Here is a 17,853-nt window from a genome sequence, read left to right as displayed (position 1 = left end):
CCTTCCCACTGACCGACCGTATGCCCGGGCCCGCCCGCCGCACCCCTCCCGGGACACGGCTGTTGCAGAACCCGGGCACCCCCGTGACGGCCCGTCAGGCTCAGAGCAGCGTGCGCCAGTAGTACCAGAACCGGTTGAGCACCAGGAGTGCGATCACGGTGTACCAGAGCACCGGGACCACCCAGTGGTACCTGGCCACCTCCCGCACCACCACCCGCAGCCGCGCCGGCACCGGTATCGCCCCGCTGCGCAGGTTGGCCAGCGTGGTGTACCAGAACAGCAGGATGGTCACCGCCCACACCACCATGCAGTACGGGCAGACGGCGCCGATCGTGTAGAGCGTCTGCCCCATCAGCCAGTGCACCAGCACCACGCCGAACAGCGTGCCGAGCTGCATCCCCAGCCAGTACCAGCGCCGCGCGGCGGCCCCGGCCAGCAGGCCGGCGCCGGAGGCGACCACCACGGCGAAGCCGACCAGGCCGAGCAGCGAGTTGGGGAACCCGAAGACCGAGGCCTGCCAGGTCCGCATCACCGAGCCGCAGCTGATGATCGGGTTGATGTTGCAGCTGGGCACGTAGCCCGGGTTCTCCAGCAGCCGGATCTTGTCGACGGTCAGCACCGCCGAGGCGGCCAGCCCGATCGCCCCGGCCACCACCAGCAGCCAGCCGTACGCCCGCCCGGGCGCCGCCCGCTCGGCCGGGGTCACTGCGCCCCCACCTGCTTCTTGAAGTCGTCCGCGCTCACCGGGTTGCCGGCGCTGTCGAAGAGGTTCAGCGCCTTGCCGTCGAACTTCATGGTCGGGGTGCCGGTGACCCCGCTGTCGTCGAAGGCGGCGGCCACCTTCTGGGCCCACGGCAGGTAGGTCTTGCCCTGCACGGCGGAGGTGAAGGCGTCGGTCTTCAGGCCGGGCACCTGGCCGGCCAGGTCGAGCAGCTTGTTGGTGTCGCCGAAGCCGTCGGTGGTCTCGGCGGGCTGGTTGGCGTAGAGCTCGTCGTGGAACTTCTTGAACTGGTCCACGCCCTCGTTGAGCGCCGCGCCGGCGGCGGCCAGCGCGTTGATCGAGCCCTTGCCGCCCAGGTTGTCGTCGAGGAAGGCGGCCAGGTGGTAGTTGATCTTGTAGTCGCCGGCGTCCGCCAGCTGCTGCACCAGCGGCCCGTTGGTGGTCTCGAACTTCTTGCAGATCGGGCAGCGGAAGTCCTCGTAGACGTCCAGGGTGTGCGGGGCGTCGGCCTTGCCGTAGGTGACCACGGTGCCGCCCGGGCCGCTCGCGTTGGCCGGGGTGACCACGGGCGCGCTGCTCGCCGCGGAGCCGCCCGACTTGTGGTCGGAGCCGCTGGTGACGACCGCCGCGCCGATGCCGCCGACCAGCAGCAGCGCGAAGACCGCCGAGCCGGCGATCACGATCTTGTTCCGGCGCTGCTGCTTCTCCTCGGCCAGCTGGGCCTGGCGCAGCCGCTCGCGGCGGGCGGCCTGCTGCTCGGCGGCGGTGGGCTTCTTCTTGTTGGCGTTGGGGGTGGTGCTGCTCATGGTGGGTGTCCCGTCCGCGCCGGGTCGTCGGCACCGGCGCTGGTCGCTGCGGAGGTGTGGGCGTCGGCGCTCCCGGCCCGTCCCCCTACGAGGAAGGAGACTCAGGCAGCGAGCGCGAAGGACGCCGGGGGTCCGCGGCGGCGGTCCCGGGCCAGCGGCAGGTCCTCGGTGGGCGCGTGCTCCGGCCGGGGCTCGGGCAGCGGCACCGCGGGCGCCGGGCGGACCGGCAGCGGGGCGAGCAGCAGGGACAGCAGGCCGAGCAGCCGGCCGGCCAGCCGGGCCAGCGCGGCGACCAGGTCGGGCACCCGCACCAAGGCGGCCTCGGCGAGCCGCAGGCAGAGCGCGCCGAGCAGCGCGATCGCCAGGTGCACGGTGAGCAGCAGCAGTTCCAGCGCGGCGGGCGCCACGTCGAGCACGCCCTGCCCGCCGCCCACCTGGCCGCCTCCGCAGACCATCAGGTCCAGCCCCCGGGACGGACCGTGGTGGGTGGCGCCGGGCGCCGCGCCACAGGTGTCCTGGCCGAGGTTGAAGGTGGTGTTGAGCAGCAGCTGCACCGGCAGCAGCAGCGCGGCGATCTGCGTGAAGCCGCGCTCGGCGCCGGCCGCGAGCAGTGCGCCGGCGAAGACCGCGACGGCGGCTCCGGCCAGCACGGTCAGCGGCAGCGGGCGTCCGGTGACCACCACCTGGGCCGCCGCGGCCAGCGGAACGGCGAGCGCGGCGAAGAGCAGCGCCCGCAGCATCCGGGTCGTTCGGCAGGTGGTCACGGCACCGGAGTATGTCATGGGCAGGTGAGGCCCGGATAAGGATCGAGGCGCCTGCGGGCCGCTCGCGAATCCACCCCCGGTACTCCTCGGGGCCAACCCGAAGTCATACCTGAGGAGTAAGCGCCGCAGGTTTCCCCCGTGAAACCATTCACCGGTGACAAGGGGGACACCGCAGACTTCGACCGCCCGCCGGCCTGCCTGGCTCCGGCCGCGGACCATGATCACCGTGACGGCCGTGCTGGTCTTCGCCGCGCTGGTCTACCTCCAGGGCACCCAGTCGTCGGTGGATCCGGTCCACCTGGTGGAGGGCGTGGACCAGGGGTGGATGCTGCTGGCGGTGCTGGCCGCGGCGGCCAGCTACCCGGCGGCGACCATGGGCTTCCTCGGCTTCGTGCCGGAGCGGATAGGTTTCGGCCGGGCCTCGCTGGCCCAGCTCGCGGGCTCCTTCGTCAGGCTCGTCGCGCCGGGGGGCTTCGGCGGGGTGGCGCTGAACACCCGGCTGCTGCTGCGGGCCGGGATAGCCCCCGGACCGGCGGCCTCCAGCGTCGGCGCCGGTGCGCTGATCGGCCTGGTGCTGCACCTGGGCCAGCTGGCCTTCTTCCTCTGGCTGACCGGCTTCCGCCCGGACCACCGCTCCTCCGACAACACGATCATCGGCTGGGTGCTGATCGCCAGCCTGGCCGTGCTGGTGCTGCTGGTGCTGGCCCTGCTGGTCTCGCCGACCCTGCGCCGCTGGGCGCTGCGCAAGCTGGTGCCGCTCACCGAGGGCGCGCTCAGCCGGCTCTGGCAGCTCGCCCGGCACCCGCGCCACCTGGCGGTCGGCGTGATCGGCCAGGTGCTGATCTCGATGGCCCTGGTCTCCTCCCTCTACTGCTGCGTCCGGGCCACCGGCGGCCACCCGAGCTTCGCCACCGTCGCCGTGGCCTACCTGCTGGGCAACGCGATCGGCTCGGCGGTGCCCACCCCCGCCGGCTTCGGCGGGGTGGAGCTGGCCACTGCCGCCCTGCTCGCCGAGACCACCGGCCTGGGCAACACCATCGGCCCCGTGGTGCTCTTCCGGATCATCACCGTGCTGCTCCCGGTGCTGCCGGGCTGGCTGGCCTTCGGCATCCTGCAGCGCAACAAAGCACTCTGACGGGCCGACACACAGCTCCCTGACTCCCCGTCGGACCCGCGCTGCCCGAGGATGGGTTGACCCAACCTCAACCACGCACTGAGGAGCAGCCCGGTGACGATCCGGAACAGCACCACCGAGTACGACGTGATCGTGCTGGGCGCCGGCCCGACCGGCGAGAACCTGGCGGACCGGACCCGGGCCGCGGGCCTGCGCACCGCCGTCGTGGAGCGCGAGCTGGTCGGCGGCGAGTGCTCGTACTGGGCCTGCATGCCGAGCAAGGCGCTGCTGCGCCCACCGGCCGCGCTGGCCGCCGCGCGGGCGGTGGCCGGCGCCCGGGAGGCGGCCACCGGCGAGCTGGACGCGAGCGCGGTGCTGGCCCGGCGGGACGCCTTCGCCTCGCACTGGAAGGACGCCGGCCAGGTCGCCTGGCTGGACGGCGTCGGGGTCGACCTGGTGCGCGGCATCGGGCGGCTGGACGGCGAACGGCGGGTGCTGGTGCGCACCCCGGAGGGCGCGGAGCGGGTGCTCACAGCCCGGCACGCCGTCGCGGTCTGCACCGGCAGCCGGGCGGTGCTGCCCGAGTTGCCGGGCCTGGCCGACGCCCGGCCGTGGACCAGCCGGGAGGCCACCAGCTGGCCGACCGTGCCGGCCCGGCTGGTGGTGGTCGGCGGCGGGGTGGTCGGGGTGGAGATGGCCACCGCCTGGCGGGCGCTGGGCGCGACCGTGACGCTGCTGGTCCGGGGGCGGGCGCTGCTGCCGAAGCTGGAGCCGTTCGCCGGGGCGCTGGTCGCGGCCGGGCTGCGGGCGGCCGGGGTGGAGGTGCGGTTCGCCGCCGTGCCGGTGGCGGTGCGCCGGGACGGGCCGCAGGTGACGGTGGAACTGGCGGACGGCGAACCGCTGGTGGCCGAGGAGGTGCTCTTCGCCACCGGCCGGGCGCCGCGCACCGAGCACCTGGGCCTGGCCAGCGTGGGCCTGCGGGACGGCGACTGGCTGCCGGTGGACGAGAGTTGCACGGTGCTCGGGGTGCCGGGCGGCTGGCTCTACGCGGCCGGGGACGTCAACCACCGGGCGCTGCTCACCCACCAGGGCAAGTACCAGGGCCGGATCGCCGGCGCCGTGATCGCCGCCCGGGCGGCCGGCCGGCCGCTGGCGGACGGGCCCTGGGGCCCGCACGCGGCGACCGCGGACGGCGCGGCGGTGCCGCAGGTGGTCTTCACCGAGCCGGAGGTGGCGGCGGTCGGGCTGACCGCCGAGCAGGCGGAGCGGGCCGGCCACCGGGTGGCGGTGGCGGACTACGAGATCGGCCAGGTGGCCGGCGCCTCGCTGGCCGCCGACGACTTCCAGGGCCGGGCCCGGCTGGTGGTGGACCGGGACCGCCGGGTGGTGCTGGGCGCGACCCTGGTCGGCCCGGGGGTCGGGGAGCTGCTGCACGCGGCGACCGTCGCGGTGGCCGGCCAGGTGCCGATCGACCGGCTCTGGCACGCGGTGCCCGCCTACCCGACGATCAGCGAGATCTGGCTGCGGCTGCTGGAGACGCTGCGCGACGAGGCGGCGGAATAGCCCCGGCAGCGGCCTGGTTGAAGCCGCCATGACTACGGTTGAGCTGACCAAGGACAACTTCGACGAGGTCGTCAACGAGGACTCCTTCGTCCTCATCGACTTCTGGGCGGGCTGGTGCGGGCCGTGCCGGCAGTTCGCGCCGGTCTACGACAAGGCCGCCACCGCCAACCCCGACCTGGTCTTCGGCAAGGTCGACACCGAGGCCCAGCAGGAGCTGGCCGCCGCCTTCGGCATCACCTCGATCCCGACCCTGGCGATCATCCGGGAGAACGTCCTGGTCTTCTCGCAGGCCGGGGCGATGCCGGCGCCGGCCCTGGAGAACCTGATCGAGCAGGCCCGCGGGCTGGACATGAACGAGGTGCGCGCCAAGATCGCCGCCGAGAACAACTGATCCGCCCTCAGGCGCCCACCTGACGCCCCGTCGGAAGTCGACCCGATCGACTTCCGACGGGGCGTCAGCGCGTCGTAGACGGAGCGTCACCAGGACCTCGCAGACTGCTTGTCATGATCCGACTCCGTACCGCCACCGCGGCGGTCTTCGCGCTGTCCCTGGCCGGTCTGCTGGCCCCCGCCCCCGCGCTCGCCGCGGACACCACCGCCGGGCCGCAGGCCTCCCAGAGCCAGCAGGCGCTGACCCCGGCCGAGCTCCAGGTCGACCACTTCTTCAGCGCGTACCGCGACGACATCCTGAACGGCGACCCGGCGGGCGCCTACGACGTCCGCCGGCAGTACCTGACCGACTACCTGAACGGCCAGCTCGACCAGTGGGCCGCCGACAACAACGCCGACCCGGTCTTCCGGGCGCAGAACACCCCGGTCGGCTGGTCCGTCGCCCAGGGCGACAGCGGCGCCGGGCACACCACCGTGTACCTCACCGAGGACTGGGGCGACGGCTCCACCACCCAGGTCAACTACCAGCTGCGCCTCGCCGACCTGGTGATCGACGATCTTCGGAACGGATAATCACAGGTAGGACCCACGAACATCCGTGCCCCGGTCGTGCGGGCACCGCCCCACGACCGGCCGGGCCGAAGCCGAGCGGAGGCCGCCCGCATGTCCGCACAGCACGACACCCTCCCGGTCGTCGACCTCTCCACCGCCGACGGCACCCCCGAGCAGCGCGACGTCTTCCTCGCCGCCCTGCACCGCGCCGCCACCGAGGTGGGGTTCTTCCACCTGGTCGGCCACGGCGTGCCCGCCGCGGACACCGACCGGCTGACCGCGGCGATGCACGCCTTCTTCGCCCTGCCGGAGGCCGACCGGCTGGCCCTGAGCAACCTCAACTCCCCGCACTTCCGCGGCTACACCCGCACCGGGGCCGAGCGCACCGGCGGCCGCAGCGACTGGCGCGACCAGCTGGACATCGGCCCCGAGCTGCCCGCCCACCCGCCCGCTCCGGGCGAGCCCGCCTACTGGCTGCTGGAGGGCCCGAACCAGTGGCCCGCCGCGCTGCCCGAGCTGCGCGAGGCGGCGCTGCGCTGGCTGGACCGGCTGGGCGCGGTCGCGCACCGGCTGCTGCACGAGCTGCTGAACGCGATCGGCGCCCGCCCGGACTTCTACGACCCGGCCTTCGCCGACCGCCCGGCCCTGCACCTCAAGCTGGTCCGCTACCCGGGCGCGGCCCCCGACGGCGCGGGCCAGGGCGTCGGCGCGCACAAGGACTACGGCTTCCTCACCCTGCTGCTCACCGACGGCGTGCCGGGTCTGCAGGTGGAGCGCCCCGACGGCGGCTTCCTGGACGTGCCCCCGCTGCCCGGCGCCTTCGTGGTGAACCTGGGCGAGCTGCTGGAGGTGGCCACCGAGGGCTACCTGAAGGCCACCAGCCACCGGGTGGTCAGCCCGCCCGGCGGGGCCGAGCGCTTCTCGGCGCCGTTCTTCTACAACCCGCGCCTCGACGCCCACATCGCCCCGCTGGACTTCCCGCACGCCCACCGCGCGCCGGGCGCCACCGACGATCCGGCCAACCCGCTCTACGCCGACTTCGGCTGGAACGAGTTGAAGGGGTACGCCCGGGCCCATCCCGAAGTGGCCCGGCGCTACTACGCGCACGCCTGATCCGGCGGGGACGGCACTGCTAGTGTCACAGCAGGACTGTCCCACCAGGAGCACCGTTGCGTCTGACCGTTGACGAACTCGCCGCCCGCGCCGGGGTGACCGTGCGGACGCTGCGCTTCTACAGCGGGCGGGGCCTGCTGCCGCCGCCTGAGCTGGGTCCGCGCCGGGTCGGCTGGTACGGGGCGGAGCACCTGGACCGGCTGGAGCTGATCGAGGAGTTGCAGCGGCAGGGGCTCACCCTCGCCGCGATCGAGCGGTACCTGGCCCAGCTGCCGGCCGACATCGGCTCGCTGGACCTGGCGATCCACCGTGCGCTGGTGGCCGCCTGGACCCCGGAGAGCGCCGAGCAGGCGGACGTCGAGCAGCTCTCCCGGCGGGTCGGCCGGCAGCTCAGCGCGGCCGACCTGGACCGGCTGGTGGCGATGGGCGCGCTGCACCGCACCGAGCGGCCGGAGGTGTTCCGGGTCGATCCGGGCCTGTTGCCGCTGGGGGCCAGGGTGTTGGACCTGCCGATCCCGCTGGAGGCGATCCTGTCGACCCGGGCGGCGGTCCGGCTGCACACCGAGGCCACCGCGCGCGAGCTGCACCGGCTCTTCCGGGAGACCGTCTGGAAGCCGTTCCGGGAGGGCTCGCCGTCGGACGCCGAGGTCGAGCGGATGCGCGAACTGACCGGTCGGATCGAGCCGTTGCTGACCCAGGCGCTGGTCACCGCGTTCCACCGCTCGCTCGCCGAGCAGCTGGCCGAGCACGACGCGGCTACGCCCGACGAAGCGTGAGCAGCCCCGCCCGCTCGGCGATCTCCCGGGCCACTGCGGCGGGCCGGTCTCCGGTGGTGTCCACCTCCAGGTCGTAGCGCACGCCCCGGTGCACCAGCTCGGCCTGACCCGCCGCCATGCCCGGCGCCCGGTCGCCCCGGGCGAGTTCGCGGGCGGCGGCGGTGGCCGGGTCGCAGCGCACGCCGACCCAGAACACGTCGAGGCCGTCCAGCGCCCGCGCCCAGCGCTGCTGGGAGGCCGCGCCGCCGAGGAAGACCTCGTCGATCACCACCTTGGCACCGGCCCGGACCATCGCCGCGACGCCGGCCATCCAGGCCGCCTCCAGCTCCCGGAACCGGGCGCCGACGGTGACGGCGCCGTCCGCCGCGACCTCCAGGCCCTCGGTCGAGTCCTGCAGGGCCGGCGGCAGCGCCTCGACGAAGGCGTCCACGCCGATCCACAACCAGGCCTCGGGCAGCACCTGTTGCAGGGCCCTGGCCAGGGTGGTCTTGCCGGTGCTGGAGCCGCCGTTGAGCACGATCACGCGGTGGGTCATCCGGCCATCCGATCACGAACGGTGAACGTGACGCACCGGATTTTCACAGTGATATGGCAGGAGCGCGCCATGTGCTATGTCATACCTCATTGATCCGTGGACGACCCCGTGAGACGGTTCGTCAGTCGCCTCGTCCCCCTCCCCTCACCGAGGCGCATCCACTCGACCCCCACCGAGGAGTGACGATGCGTCAGCCATTCCGGCTGCCGAAAATCATGGCTGTGCTCGCCGCCGCGAGCACGGCCGTCGCGGGTTTCGCCGCCACCCCGAGCTTCGCCGCCGCCCCCACGGCGACGACCGCCCACCAGGTGAGCCCGGCCCGCCCCAGCACCGCGATACCCCCCACCGGCAGCGCGCTCGGCGCGAACACCAACGCCGCCACCCAGAACCAGCGCCTCGCGCCGGCCCTGCTGCCCCCGCACTCCCCGCAGTCCGCCGCCCCCAAGGCGCCCGCGCCCCGGCTCGCCGCCCGGGCCGGGGCCGCCACCCGGGCCGCCACCTCCTGCACCCCGGCCGACTTCAGCGGCCGCACCGGCGCCGACCTGGTGAGCTACATCGAGGGCTCGACCCAGGACTGCATCAGCTCGCTCTTCCCGCTCACCGGCAGCGACGCCACCGCGGTGTTCAAGGAGAGCCAGATGACCGCGGTGGCGAACGGCCTGCAGGCCGCCGCCGCCTCGTACGCCGGTGACAACTCCACCGGCATCTTCCAGCTGGCCTACTTCCTCCAGGCCGGCTACTACGTGCAGTACAACAACCCCACCGACGTGCCCGCCTACTCCGCCGCGCTGACCAGCGCGGTGCAGGCCGCCCTCGACACCCTGGTGGCCAGCCCGCACTTCCTGGACGACAGCGACGGCAACGGCCAGGTGGCCGGCGAGGCGATGATCCTCAGCGACTCCGCCAACCTCCAGGCGCACTACCTCAACACCTACAAGCAGGTGCTGAACGCCTACACCAGCGCCTGGGACTCGTCCTGGTACATGGTGAACTTCGCGAACAGCGTCTTCACCCCGATCTTCCGGGGCCACCAGAACCCCGACTACGTCGCCGCGGTGACCGCCGACCCGAGCATCATCAACACCCTGGACTCGTTCGCGCAGAACCACCTCTCGATGCTGGGCGGCACCAACGGGTTCCTGGACTCCAACGCCGCGCTGGAGACCTCGCGGTTCATCGAGCACCCGGCGCTGGCGCCCACCGTCAAGCCGCTGATCCAGGCCCTGCTCAACCAGACGCAGATCAGCGGCCCGACCGCGGCCGTCTGGGTCCCGCTGGCCGGCATGGCCAACTACTACGACCCGAACAACTGCTCCTACTACGGCACTTGTGACCTGCCGACCCGGCTCAAGGCCGCCGCGCTGCCGATCAGCTACACCTGCGACTCGACGCACAGCATCCTGGCGCAGAGCCTGACCGCCGCCGACCTCACGGCCGTCTGCACCAGCCTGGAGAACGAGGACGGCTTCGTCCACAACCTGGTCAAGGACAACGGCCCGATCCCCGGCCAGTACGAGAACACGCTCCAGATGGTGGTCTTCGCCTCCCCGCAGGACTACCAGACCTACGCGGGCGGGATCTACGGGGTGAGCACCAACAACGGCGGCATCACCCTGATCGGTGACCCGACCGACCCCAACAACCAGCCGATCTCGCTGACCTACCAGAACGGCAACGACGGCTTCACCGCCGGCATCTGGAACCTCAACCACGAGTACACCCACGCCCTCGACGGCCGCCTGGACCTGAAGGGCAACTTCACCCAGCAGACCGCCGTCCCGGACGTCTGGTGGATCGAGGGCGTCGCCGAGTACGTCTCCTACACCTACCGCAACGTCACCGACACCGGCGCGGTGGCCGAGGCGCCCAAGCACACCTACGCGCTCAGCACGCTGTTCCAGAACACCTACGAGAACAGCGACACCACCCGCACCTACCCGTGGGGCTACCTCGCCGTCCGCTACATGGTCGAGAAGCACCCGGACGTCATCCAGAACATGCTGAGCCACTTCCGCACCGGCGACTACACCGGCGGCTACGCGGTCTACAACTCGATCGGCACCGCCTACGACGCCGACTTCAACACCTGGCTGGACGCCTGCGCCGCCGGCGCCTGCGTGGTGGGCGGCGCCCCGACCGCCGCGTTCACCGCCGCCCCCACCGACCTGGCCGTGCAGTTCACCGACCAGTCCACCGAGACCGGCGGCAGCATCTCCTCCTGGGCCTGGAACTTCGGTGACGGCGCCACCGCCACCACGCAGAACCCGTCGCACACCTACGCCGCGGCCGGCAGCTACACCGTGGGCCTCACGGTGACCGACGCCAACGGCAAGACCGCGACCATCAGCCAGTCCGTCACGGTCAGCTCCTCCGGCGGCACCGGCGGCGGCGTCACCCCGTGCACCTCCAGCAACACCCAGCAGCTGGACCGCAACTGCGAGCGGACCGGCCAGTCCGCCACCGCGGGCAACCTGGACTACTACTGGATCTACCTGCCGGCCGGCACCACCACGCTGAGCATCAACAGCAGCGGCGGCACCGGCACCGCCTACCTGTTCTACAACGCCGACACCTGGGCCACGCCGAGCGCCAACTCCGGCGGCTCGCAGAACAACGGCACCACCCAGAGCCTCACCGTCACCAACAGCACGGCGGGCTACCGGTACATCAGCCTGTACGCCCAGACCGACTTCAGCGGCGTGACGATCAGCACGCAGTACTGATCCCGCGTCAACGACCGGCGGCGGTCCGGGGCTTCGGCCCCGGACCGCCGCTGCGCCACCTGCCGACCGCGCGGGCTCAGCTGGGTGAGCCGACCCGGTGCAGCGTGCCGTCCGGGTCCACGTAGCCGAACTCGCGCAGGCCGTAGTCGGTGTCCCGCGGCGCGGTGAGCCGGCCGGGGAGGCCCGCGGCGGCCCACTCGGTGTGCACGGCGTCGGCGTCGGAGACGTAGAGGTAGACCACGGCGCCCGCCACCTCGGGGTCGTGCTCCGCCCACTCGGTGAGGTGCAGGGTGACGCCGCCGCGACTGGCGAAGCCGTACTGCGCGTCGCCCTGGTACTCGCGCGCGGTGAACCCCAGCCGCCGGTAGCGGTCCAGCGCCGCCGCCAGGTCACGCACCGGCACCACCGGCTCCACGCGCTCGAACACGACGTCCTCGGCCATGCCACCGACCTTTCCCGAACACGGATCACCCGCCGTGGGAGACGCTTTCGATCATAGGCAGGCTGCCCGGGCCGTGAGCACGGGTTGGTAGTACCCGCTCTCCGCGGGTTCCAGCCAGCACGGTTCTTCGAACCCCGCCTGCACGGCGAAGTCGCTCAACTGCGCCCGGGTCAGCGCCCAGTAGGTGGTCCGGCGGACCCGGGTGTCCCAGCCGGTGCCGTTCGGGAGCAGCTGGAAGTGCTCCAGGTCGTAGCGCTCGCCGTCCTCGTGCCACTGCCAGAGCTGGAAGGTGATCGTCTGGTTGTCGCCCGTGCCCGCGACCTGGGGCGGGGTCGAGGTCGGCCGGGTGCGGCGCAGCTCGTCGTAGTCCCGCACGGTGAGCAGCAGCAGGCCGTCCTCCCGGAGCACCCGGCGCAGTTGGGCCAGCGCCGCGCGCACGTCGTCGGCGGTCAGCAGGTGCGGCAGCGAGTTGTCCGCGCTCAGCACGACGTCGAACTGACCGGCACGGAACGGGAGTCGGCGCATGTCCGCGGCGAGGGCCGGCAGCCGCGCGCCGCGCCCGGCGGCCTCGGTGCGGGCCCGGGCCGCGGCCACCGGGCTCAGGTCGCCGGCCACCACGCGGTGCCCGGCGAGGGCGAGCCCGATCGCCTGGGTGCCGATCCCGCACGAGCAGTCCAGCACGGTGTGCGGCCCCTCGCCGAGCTGCTGCCGCACCAGGGCGCCCAGCACCTCGGCCTGGTGGGCGATGCTCGCGTCCCAGTCACGGAACATCAAGTGGTAGTCGCCGGCCAGCCGGTCGTAGAACTCGCGCGGCGAACCCGCGGGTTGGGAGGTGGCGGTCACGCTACCGGCCCGCCCGCTCGGCGCCGAACCGGGCGACGGCCGCCATCACGGTCTCCCGCATCGTCGGGCTGCCGGCGTGACCGGAGTCGTGGATGCGGTTGCCGTCGCCGACGTCGAGCAACCCCTGCTCGTAGGGCGGGTGCTGGGGGAACGGCTCCATTGCGGTCTCCTCCTCGCCGGTGGTGCGGGAACGAGCTGCCCACAGTAGTACCTGACGGTTCGTCGGCTACCGGCGCCTGCGGGCCGCCGAGGGGCGGGCCACCTGCCGTGAAGGGATCTTCACGGGTCCGCTAGAGTCCGTCCGCAAACGAGCGGCGGCGGGGCAGTGCACTGGGGGGCAGGGGTATGACGGACTCGACCGGGACACCGCGGGACGAGGAACCGGAGCACGCACCGGCACAGGACGTGCCGGTGCAGGACGTGCCGGTGCAGGACGTGCCGGTGCAGGACGTGCCGGTGCAGGACGGGACGCCGCAGGACGCGGCGCTGTGGGACGTGACGCCCCCGGCCGGCGGTGCGCCCAATCCCTACGCCACGCCCCCTGCCGCGCCGTACGGTTCGCCCTACCCCAGTTCGCCCTACCCCGGCGCGCCGGGCTTCGGCCACCCGGCCCCGTCGCGCACCAACGGGCTGGCCATCGGCTCCCTCGTCACCGGCATCATCTGCTGCCTCTGGCCGGTCGCCATCGGCCTGGGCGTCGGCGCGCTCAGCCAGTTGGGCAAGCCGCGGCACCAGCACGAGCGCGGGCGCGGCCTGGCCGTGGCCGGGTTGGTGCTCGGGACAATCGGACTGCTCTGCACCGTGGTCGTGATGGCGACCGGCGGGTTCCACTTCTACGTCCGCACCGGCTCCGGCGCGCCGGGCCCGTCCGCACCGGGCCTGTCCGCGCCCGGCGGCCCGAGCGCAGCGGCCCCGGCCGCCGGCCCGAGCGGCGTCTTCGCCTGGAAGCCCGGTACCTGCTTCAACGAGGCCACCGGTGACAGCGGCGCCGCGCGCACCCCCGTGGACTGCGCCCAGCCGCACTACGGCGAGGTGTTCAGCACCGCCCCGCTGGCCGGCGGCTCCGGCTACCCGGGCCTGCGGGACACCTACCGGCAGGCGTCCCTGGACTGCTCGACCACCGAGCACACCTACGTCACCGACCCGTGGGCCCGGGACGTGCTCGGCGGCTCCTACCAGATCCGCTTCCTCTACCCCGACTCCCCGGCCACCTGGGACCGCAGCGGCCACCTGGCCGTCTGCTTCCTGCACAGGGCGAGCGGCCCGGGCAAGGGCTCGGTGCGCCTGGACGGCACCACCCTGACGCAGGACCAGCAGAACCTGCTGACGGTGCTGAGCCACCTGGAGCTCCGGCAGAAGGCGCTGGCCATCCAGGTGACCGACCCGGCCCAGGCCAGTGCCACCGCGCAGGGCATCGCCGACGGCATCGGCGGCGCGCTGACCGCGATCGGCAGCACCCAGTGGTCGGGCGCCGCGAAGGACGGCATCGCCGCCCTGACCAGCACCCTCCAGGCCGACCAGCCCGTCTGGACCGCCGCGGCCGACAACACCGACGACCCGGTCGGGGCCTACCGGCAGGCCGTGCGGGCCGACAACCCGCTGGTCGCCGAGACCGCCGCCCGCACCGCCTTCTCGCTCACCGACCACGACACGGCGACCGCACCCGACCCCGCCGTCCCGGACCTGCCGGGTGACGGCAGCGGCAGCGGAGGCGGCAGCGGTGACGGTGGCGGCTCAGGTGGCGGCGGCGCGAGCGGTGGTGCGAGCAGCGCCCCGGCGCCGGGCTCCGTCTGACACCGCGTCGGCCCGCCGGCCTCAGCCCGGCGGGCCCTCAGCCCTGCTCGGGCGCCCCGAAGGTGACCGGCACGTAGCGCGACCGGCTCTCCCGGTGGGTGCGGGCGAGGTGGTGCTGCAGGCGCAGGTGCCGGAACTGGTGCACGGCGCCGGTCTGCCGCAGCACACCGCGCTGGTAGGCGTCGTCGAGGAACGCGGCCGGGTCGCGCGGCAACCGGCCGGTGACGGGGAGCCAGATCCGGCAGAAGACGACCCACTGGCCCCAGGCGGTGAAGGCGAGCACGTAGGCCAGCGACCCCCCGAGGCCGCCGATCGCGCCGAGCATCAGGCCGTCCGGCAGGTCCCAGGTCATCGGGCCGAACACCGGCTGCAGCAGGTCCGCCACCGGGAACCCGCCGAAGCAGATCGAGAGCGTCAGGGTCGGTACCAGGCAGAGCAGTTGGCGCCGGACCGTGCTGCGGTTGGCCGCCAGCAGACCGGCCGGCGAGGCGGCCGCGTTGGTGTCCAGCGGGCTCTCCAGCGCGGTCACCACCGCGACCGCCAGCCCGGTGGCCGAGCCGAGGATCAGCCCGAAGCCGAGCACGTTGACGGCGGTGCCCTCCAGCACCCGCGGATCGGTGATCGGCAGCCCGTCGAACAGCCAGCGCTCCAGGGTGGTGGCGGCGGCGACGCCCGCGCCCATCACGAAGCCGCCCAGCAGCACCGCCCAGAACCGCGCCCCGATCGCCCGCAGCGAGCTGCGCGCCGCCCGCCCCCGCAGGCGGGGCCGGCCCAGCCGCACCTGGGTCGGTCTGACCAGCCCGCCCTGGAAGGTGATCAGCACCGCGTACATCGCCGCGAACGCCACGCCGACCACTGGTCCGATCAGCGCGCCGTCCAGCAGCACCTGGCCGATGCCGTCCGGGGAGGCCACCAGGCCGACCAGCCAGTCGCTGCAGCTGATCGCCACCGCGCAGGTGACCGCCACCGCCAGCACCCGGGTCGAGCGGCGCAGCGAGGCGGCCAGCCGCCACCAGGCGAGGTCGCGCTGGTCGTGCTCCTGGCCGACCAGGTGCTGGGCGAGGTGTCCGAGCCAGCGCTGCGCGCGCTCGGCGCCCCACCGCCGCGCCGGCCCCCGCCGGCCGTCCGGCGCCCGGTCGGGCACCCGGTCCCGGTAGAGCGTCGGCACGAAGCCGGCCAGCAGGTGCTCCTCCAGCGCGTGCCGGGTCGGGAAGCGGTCCGGGTCCAGCAGTTCGATCGGATCGCGGTCCGCCGACTCGCTGTACATGGTCCGCGCCAGGATCACCATCAGCGGCGTGCGGAGCACGTCGGCGAGGCGGGCGGCCGGACCACCAGGCTCGGCATGTTCGGCTGACTCGGCCGCCTCGGCCGCCTCGGCTGACGCGGCGTCGAGTCGGGCCAGCACGTCCTGCCAGACCGGGTCCGCGCCTCCGGGGCGCGCGGTGCCGCGGGCCGTCCGGGGCAGGTAGTGCGCGAGGTCGGCCACGGTCAGCTCGGACAGCTCGATCGCCGCGGCCAGCAGCAGCGGCGCCCGTCCCGGCCCGGCCGCCTCGGTGAACTGCTCCGCGCGGCTGGTCAGCACCAGCGGCAGCCGGGTCTCGTTGAGCTTGGCCAGCACCGTGGTCCGCAGACCCTCGGCGATCTCGTCGAAGCCGTCCAGCACCGGCAGCACGGCTTCCGAGTGGACCAGTTCGGCCGCCAGGGTCGCACCGTTGGCGGCCCGGGCGGCGAGCCGCGGGTGGTCGCGCAGCAGCAGGTCGGTCAGCCAGTCGCGCAGGGAGAGCACGGTCGGGTCCCAGGAGCCGAGGCTGAAGATCACCGGCACCCGCTCGGGGCACTCGGGCCCGGCCTCCAGCAGGTCGAGGGCGAGCCGGATCGCGAGCACCGACTTGCCGGAGCCGGCCGGGCCGAGCACCACCAGCCGCCCGGAGGAGACCCGCCGGTAGACCTCGGCGACCCGGCCCACCTCGCCCGCCAGGTCGAGTTCCGGCACCGCGCCGCCGGGCGGGACGAGCAGCACGTTCTCCGGCAGGTCGCTCAGCTCCGGCGGCGCGAGCTCCCAGCGCACCGGCAGCACGAACGGGTCGTGCACCCGGCGCTGCTCCTCCTCGCGCCGCAGCCGCCGCCGCACCTCGCGGGCCAGTTCGGCGGCGGGCCCGGCGAGCTCCGGCCGCAGCTGCGGCGCGGGCGGGCCGGACGCGGGGGCGGGGGCGGGTGTTCCGGGCGCGGGCCGGCCCTCCGGCTCCCACGCGACGCCCGCCAGCGCGGCCGCCAGCCGCCGGGTGTCCTCGGGGCTGGCGTTCAGCGCCTCGGCGAGCTGGTTGAGCGTGCTCAGCCGCAGGTCGGCGGCGCGCCCGGTCTCCACCCGGCGGATGGTGCTGACGCTCACTGCGGACAGCTCCGCCAGCTTCTCCTGCGTCAGTCGAGCGTCCGTGCGCATCCGCCGTACCAGCGGGCCGAGTTGCTCAAGCACCCCCGTGCCCCCTCTGTTCCCCCGTCAGGTCGCAGGGAGTCTAGCGCGGCCACCGGTCAGCGATGACCGGTGCGCTGACCTGTTCCTTCCCCCCGTGGCACGCCGACCATCGGGTGCTGACACCCCGTCAGGCGGGGCACTTGGGAGGGATCGTGGCGGACCGGTACTGGTGCGGCGAGTGCGGCTTCAGGACGCCGTGGCTCACCCGGGCCGAGGGCGCGCGCCGCCTGCTCGACCACCACCGCGCCCGGCACCCCGGCGTGCCGCCCACCGGCCACCTGGAGAGCACTCGCAGACCGTCCGCGCCCGTGCTGCTGCTCGTCGGGGCGGGCCTGCTGCTGCTCGCCCTCGCCCTGCTGGCGGCCGCCTGCGGCACCGTCAGTTGACGACCAGGATCAGGTCCGGCAGCACGTGGCGGCCCGGCCCGTCGCCCGCCCCGGCGAGGGCCGCGCGGATCTCGTGCAGGTGGCGGACCGTCAGCTGGAGCGGCGGCTCATCGGGCTGGTAGGTGGTGCGGATCGGGTAGTCCACGCCGGGCTCGGTGGTCATCTCGATGTGGCAGCCGAGCAGGTGGCTGACGGGGCGCTGCTCGCAGAACTCGATCAGCCGCTCGATGGTGCGGGCGAACGCGGCCCGGTCGTCGATGTAGAGCCGGCCCGGGTACACGGTGTCGCCGGTGAGCAGGAACCCCGTGCGCGGGTCGTGGAAGGTGACCGCCGCCTCGTGGTGCCCGGGCGTGGCCAGGCACTCCAGCACCCGCCCGCCGAGGTCGAGCCGCACCACGGCCTCCGGGTCCGCCGCGCTGAACCCGAAGAAGGCGAACGCGCTCGCACGGTCGGCCGGCACCACGGTGGTGTCCGCCCGGTCGGCGAACTGGCCGTCGCCGGCCACGTGGTCCCCGTGCGCGTGGGTGTGGACCACGAGCAGCCGGTACCCGTCGCGCGGATGCCGGGCGAGCCAGTCCTCGACCAGCCCGTCCACCACCCGCCGCAGCGGGAAGTACTCGGGGGACGCGGTCGCCCCGGTGTCGATCAGCACCGCCCGCTCCTGCCCGAACAGCAGGAAGAGGAACGGTGCCTCGTAGTCGACCGCCTTGTTCTGCCGCAGGATGACGGTGTGCTCGTCGTACCCGTGCACCTGGATGTCGGGGTCGGTGTTGTGCTTCGCCGACGGCGACCCGTGGATCCACCGCACGTCCAACCCACCACCGGTACCGCCCTGCCCTGCGCCCACGACGACTCCTC

At 73.7% G+C, this 17,853-nt stretch carries 18 protein-coding genes; 9 read left to right on the top strand and 9 right to left on the bottom strand.

The window, feature by feature from the left end; all coding sequences use genetic code 11:
* Nucleotides 1-100: 100 nt before the first annotated feature.
* From FHX73_RS22965 to FHX73_RS22955, 3 genes are all read right to left on the bottom strand, one after another.
* Nucleotides 101-706 carry a vitamin K epoxide reductase family protein gene (locus FHX73_RS22965; RefSeq protein ID WP_145906801.1) on the bottom strand — a complete coding sequence of 202 codons (606 nt, stop codon included), beginning with the start codon at nt 704-706 and terminating at the stop codon, nt 101-103.
* The gene (locus FHX73_RS22960) at nt 703-1,527 is read right to left on the bottom strand and encodes a DsbA family protein (protein WP_145906800.1); all 825 of its coding nucleotides are present in this window, start codon (nt 1,525-1,527) and stop codon (nt 703-705) included. Before FHX73_RS22960 ends, FHX73_RS22965 begins: the two co-directional genes overlap by 4 nt.
* Before the next feature lie 101 nt (nt 1,528-1,628).
* Nucleotides 1,629-2,291, bottom strand: a complete 663-nt coding sequence (locus FHX73_RS22955) for a hypothetical protein (protein ID WP_145906799.1) — start codon at nt 2,289-2,291, stop codon at nt 1,629-1,631.
* 226 nt (nt 2,292-2,517) lie between these two features.
* Here FHX73_RS22955 and FHX73_RS22950 point away from each other — a divergent pair, with 226 nt between their 5' ends.
* From FHX73_RS22950 to FHX73_RS22925, 6 genes are all read left to right on the top strand, one after another.
* Nucleotides 2,518-3,426 carry a lysylphosphatidylglycerol synthase transmembrane domain-containing protein gene (locus FHX73_RS22950; RefSeq protein ID WP_170305005.1) on the top strand — a complete coding sequence of 303 codons (909 nt, stop codon included), beginning with the start codon at nt 2,518-2,520 and terminating at the stop codon, nt 3,424-3,426.
* Between the two features lie 93 nt (nt 3,427-3,519).
* Nucleotides 3,520-4,968 (top strand): dihydrolipoyl dehydrogenase family protein, encoded by a 1,449-nt coding sequence (locus FHX73_RS22945; protein ID WP_246213667.1) that lies wholly within the window; start codon nt 3,520-3,522, stop codon nt 4,966-4,968.
* A gap of 28 nt (nt 4,969-4,996) precedes the next feature.
* On the top strand, nt 4,997-5,359 hold the full coding sequence (gene trxA / locus FHX73_RS22940; protein WP_145906797.1) for a thioredoxin: 363 nt from the start codon (nt 4,997-4,999) through the stop codon (nt 5,357-5,359).
* A 113-nt stretch (nt 5,360-5,472) separates the two neighbouring features.
* On the top strand, nt 5,473-5,931 hold the full coding sequence (locus tag FHX73_RS22935) for a hypothetical protein (protein WP_145906796.1): 459 nt from the start codon (nt 5,473-5,475) through the stop codon (nt 5,929-5,931).
* 90 nt (nt 5,932-6,021) lie between these two features.
* Nucleotides 6,022-7,023, top strand: a complete 1,002-nt coding sequence (locus FHX73_RS22930; protein WP_145906795.1) for an isopenicillin N synthase family dioxygenase — start codon at nt 6,022-6,024, stop codon at nt 7,021-7,023.
* Nucleotides 7,024-7,079: 56 nt separating this feature from the next.
* Nucleotides 7,080-7,799: a MerR family transcriptional regulator gene (locus FHX73_RS22925; protein ID WP_145906794.1), complete on the top strand. Its 720-nt coding sequence runs from the start codon at nt 7,080-7,082 to the stop codon at nt 7,797-7,799.
* On the opposite strand, the gene cpt is transcribed toward FHX73_RS22925, so the two are convergent.
* Complete coding sequence (cpt, locus tag FHX73_RS22920) at nt 7,780-8,334, bottom strand: chloramphenicol phosphotransferase CPT (protein ID WP_211786240.1); 555 nt, start codon at nt 8,332-8,334, stop codon at nt 7,780-7,782. The genes FHX73_RS22925 and cpt overlap by 20 nt on opposite strands.
* A gap of 185 nt (nt 8,335-8,519) precedes the next feature.
* Here cpt and FHX73_RS22915 point away from each other — a divergent pair, with 185 nt between their 5' ends.
* Entirely contained in the window at nt 8,520-11,057 is a 2,538-nt protein-coding gene (locus tag FHX73_RS22915) for a collagenase (protein WP_145906793.1), read from the top strand.
* Nucleotides 11,058-11,133: 76 nt separating this feature from the next.
* Here the strand turns inward: FHX73_RS22915 and FHX73_RS22910 are convergent, their stop codons facing one another.
* The 3 genes from FHX73_RS22910 to FHX73_RS44865 all read right to left on the bottom strand — a co-directional run bounded on the left by FHX73_RS22910 (nt 11,134) and on the right by FHX73_RS44865 (nt 12,502).
* The gene (locus FHX73_RS22910; RefSeq protein ID WP_145906792.1) at nt 11,134-11,499 is read right to left on the bottom strand and encodes a bleomycin resistance protein; all 366 of its coding nucleotides are present in this window, start codon (nt 11,497-11,499) and stop codon (nt 11,134-11,136) included.
* Nucleotides 11,500-11,550: 51 nt separating this feature from the next.
* Nucleotides 11,551-12,270 carry a class I SAM-dependent methyltransferase gene (locus tag FHX73_RS22905; protein WP_145908462.1) on the bottom strand — a complete coding sequence of 240 codons (720 nt, stop codon included), beginning with the start codon at nt 12,268-12,270 and terminating at the stop codon, nt 11,551-11,553.
* Nucleotides 12,271-12,343: 73 nt separating this feature from the next.
* The gene (locus tag FHX73_RS44865) at nt 12,344-12,502 is read right to left on the bottom strand and encodes a hypothetical protein (RefSeq protein WP_170305004.1); all 159 of its coding nucleotides are present in this window, start codon (nt 12,500-12,502) and stop codon (nt 12,344-12,346) included.
* Between the two features lie 185 nt (nt 12,503-12,687).
* Here FHX73_RS44865 and FHX73_RS22900 point away from each other — a divergent pair, with 185 nt between their 5' ends.
* Entirely contained in the window at nt 12,688-14,136 is a 1,449-nt protein-coding gene (locus FHX73_RS22900; protein WP_145906791.1) for a DUF4190 domain-containing protein, read from the top strand.
* A 37-nt stretch (nt 14,137-14,173) separates the two neighbouring features.
* Here the strand turns inward: FHX73_RS22900 and FHX73_RS22895 are convergent, their stop codons facing one another.
* The gene (locus tag FHX73_RS22895) at nt 14,174-16,609 is read right to left on the bottom strand and encodes a helix-turn-helix domain-containing protein (protein ID WP_145906790.1); all 2,436 of its coding nucleotides are present in this window, start codon (nt 16,607-16,609) and stop codon (nt 14,174-14,176) included.
* Nucleotides 16,610-16,761: 152 nt separating this feature from the next.
* Between FHX73_RS22895 and FHX73_RS22890 the strand changes: the two genes are divergently transcribed.
* Nucleotides 16,762-16,995 carry a hypothetical protein gene (locus FHX73_RS22890; protein WP_246213666.1) on the top strand — a complete coding sequence of 78 codons (234 nt, stop codon included), beginning with the start codon at nt 16,762-16,764 and terminating at the stop codon, nt 16,993-16,995.
* Here the strand turns inward: FHX73_RS22890 and FHX73_RS22885 are convergent.
* The gene (locus FHX73_RS22885; RefSeq protein ID WP_246213665.1) at nt 16,988-17,842 is read right to left on the bottom strand and encodes an MBL fold metallo-hydrolase; all 855 of its coding nucleotides are present in this window, start codon (nt 17,840-17,842) and stop codon (nt 16,988-16,990) included. The genes FHX73_RS22890 and FHX73_RS22885 overlap by 8 nt on opposite strands.
* Nucleotides 17,843-17,853: the final 11 nt, after the last annotated feature.

Origin of the sequence: Kitasatospora viridis, from assembly GCF_007829815.1 — a bacterium.
Taxonomy (GTDB): domain Bacteria; phylum Actinomycetota; class Actinomycetes; order Streptomycetales; family Streptomycetaceae; genus Kitasatospora; species Kitasatospora viridis.
This window is presented reverse-complemented; position numbering and strand designations above follow the sequence as displayed.

Excerpts from the sequence above, each read along its gene's own strand:
- FHX73_RS22905 (WP_145908462.1), bottom strand. The coding sequence starts at position 12,270 with ATGTTCCGTGACTGGGACGCGAGCATCGCCCACCAGGCCGAGGTGCTG.
- FHX73_RS22930 (WP_145906795.1), top strand. The coding sequence starts at position 6,022 with ATGTCCGCACAGCACGACACCCTCCCGGTCGTCGACCTCTCCACCGCC.
- FHX73_RS22900 (WP_145906791.1), top strand. The coding sequence starts at position 12,688 with ATGACGGACTCGACCGGGACACCGCGGGACGAGGAACCGGAGCACGCA.
- cpt (WP_211786240.1), bottom strand. The coding sequence starts at position 8,334 with ATGACCCACCGCGTGATCGTGCTCAACGGCGGCTCCAGCACCGGCAAG.
- FHX73_RS22935 (WP_145906796.1), top strand. The coding sequence starts at position 5,473 with ATGATCCGACTCCGTACCGCCACCGCGGCGGTCTTCGCGCTGTCCCTG.
- FHX73_RS22915 (WP_145906793.1), top strand. The coding sequence starts at position 8,520 with ATGCGTCAGCCATTCCGGCTGCCGAAAATCATGGCTGTGCTCGCCGCC.
- FHX73_RS22910 (WP_145906792.1), bottom strand. The coding sequence starts at position 11,499 with ATGGCCGAGGACGTCGTGTTCGAGCGCGTGGAGCCGGTGGTGCCGGTG.
- trxA (WP_145906797.1), top strand. The coding sequence starts at position 4,997 with ATGACTACGGTTGAGCTGACCAAGGACAACTTCGACGAGGTCGTCAAC.
- FHX73_RS44865 (WP_170305004.1), bottom strand. The coding sequence starts at position 12,502 with ATGGAGCCGTTCCCCCAGCACCCGCCCTACGAGCAGGGGTTGCTCGAC.
- FHX73_RS22960 (WP_145906800.1), bottom strand. The coding sequence starts at position 1,527 with ATGAGCAGCACCACCCCCAACGCCAACAAGAAGAAGCCCACCGCCGCC.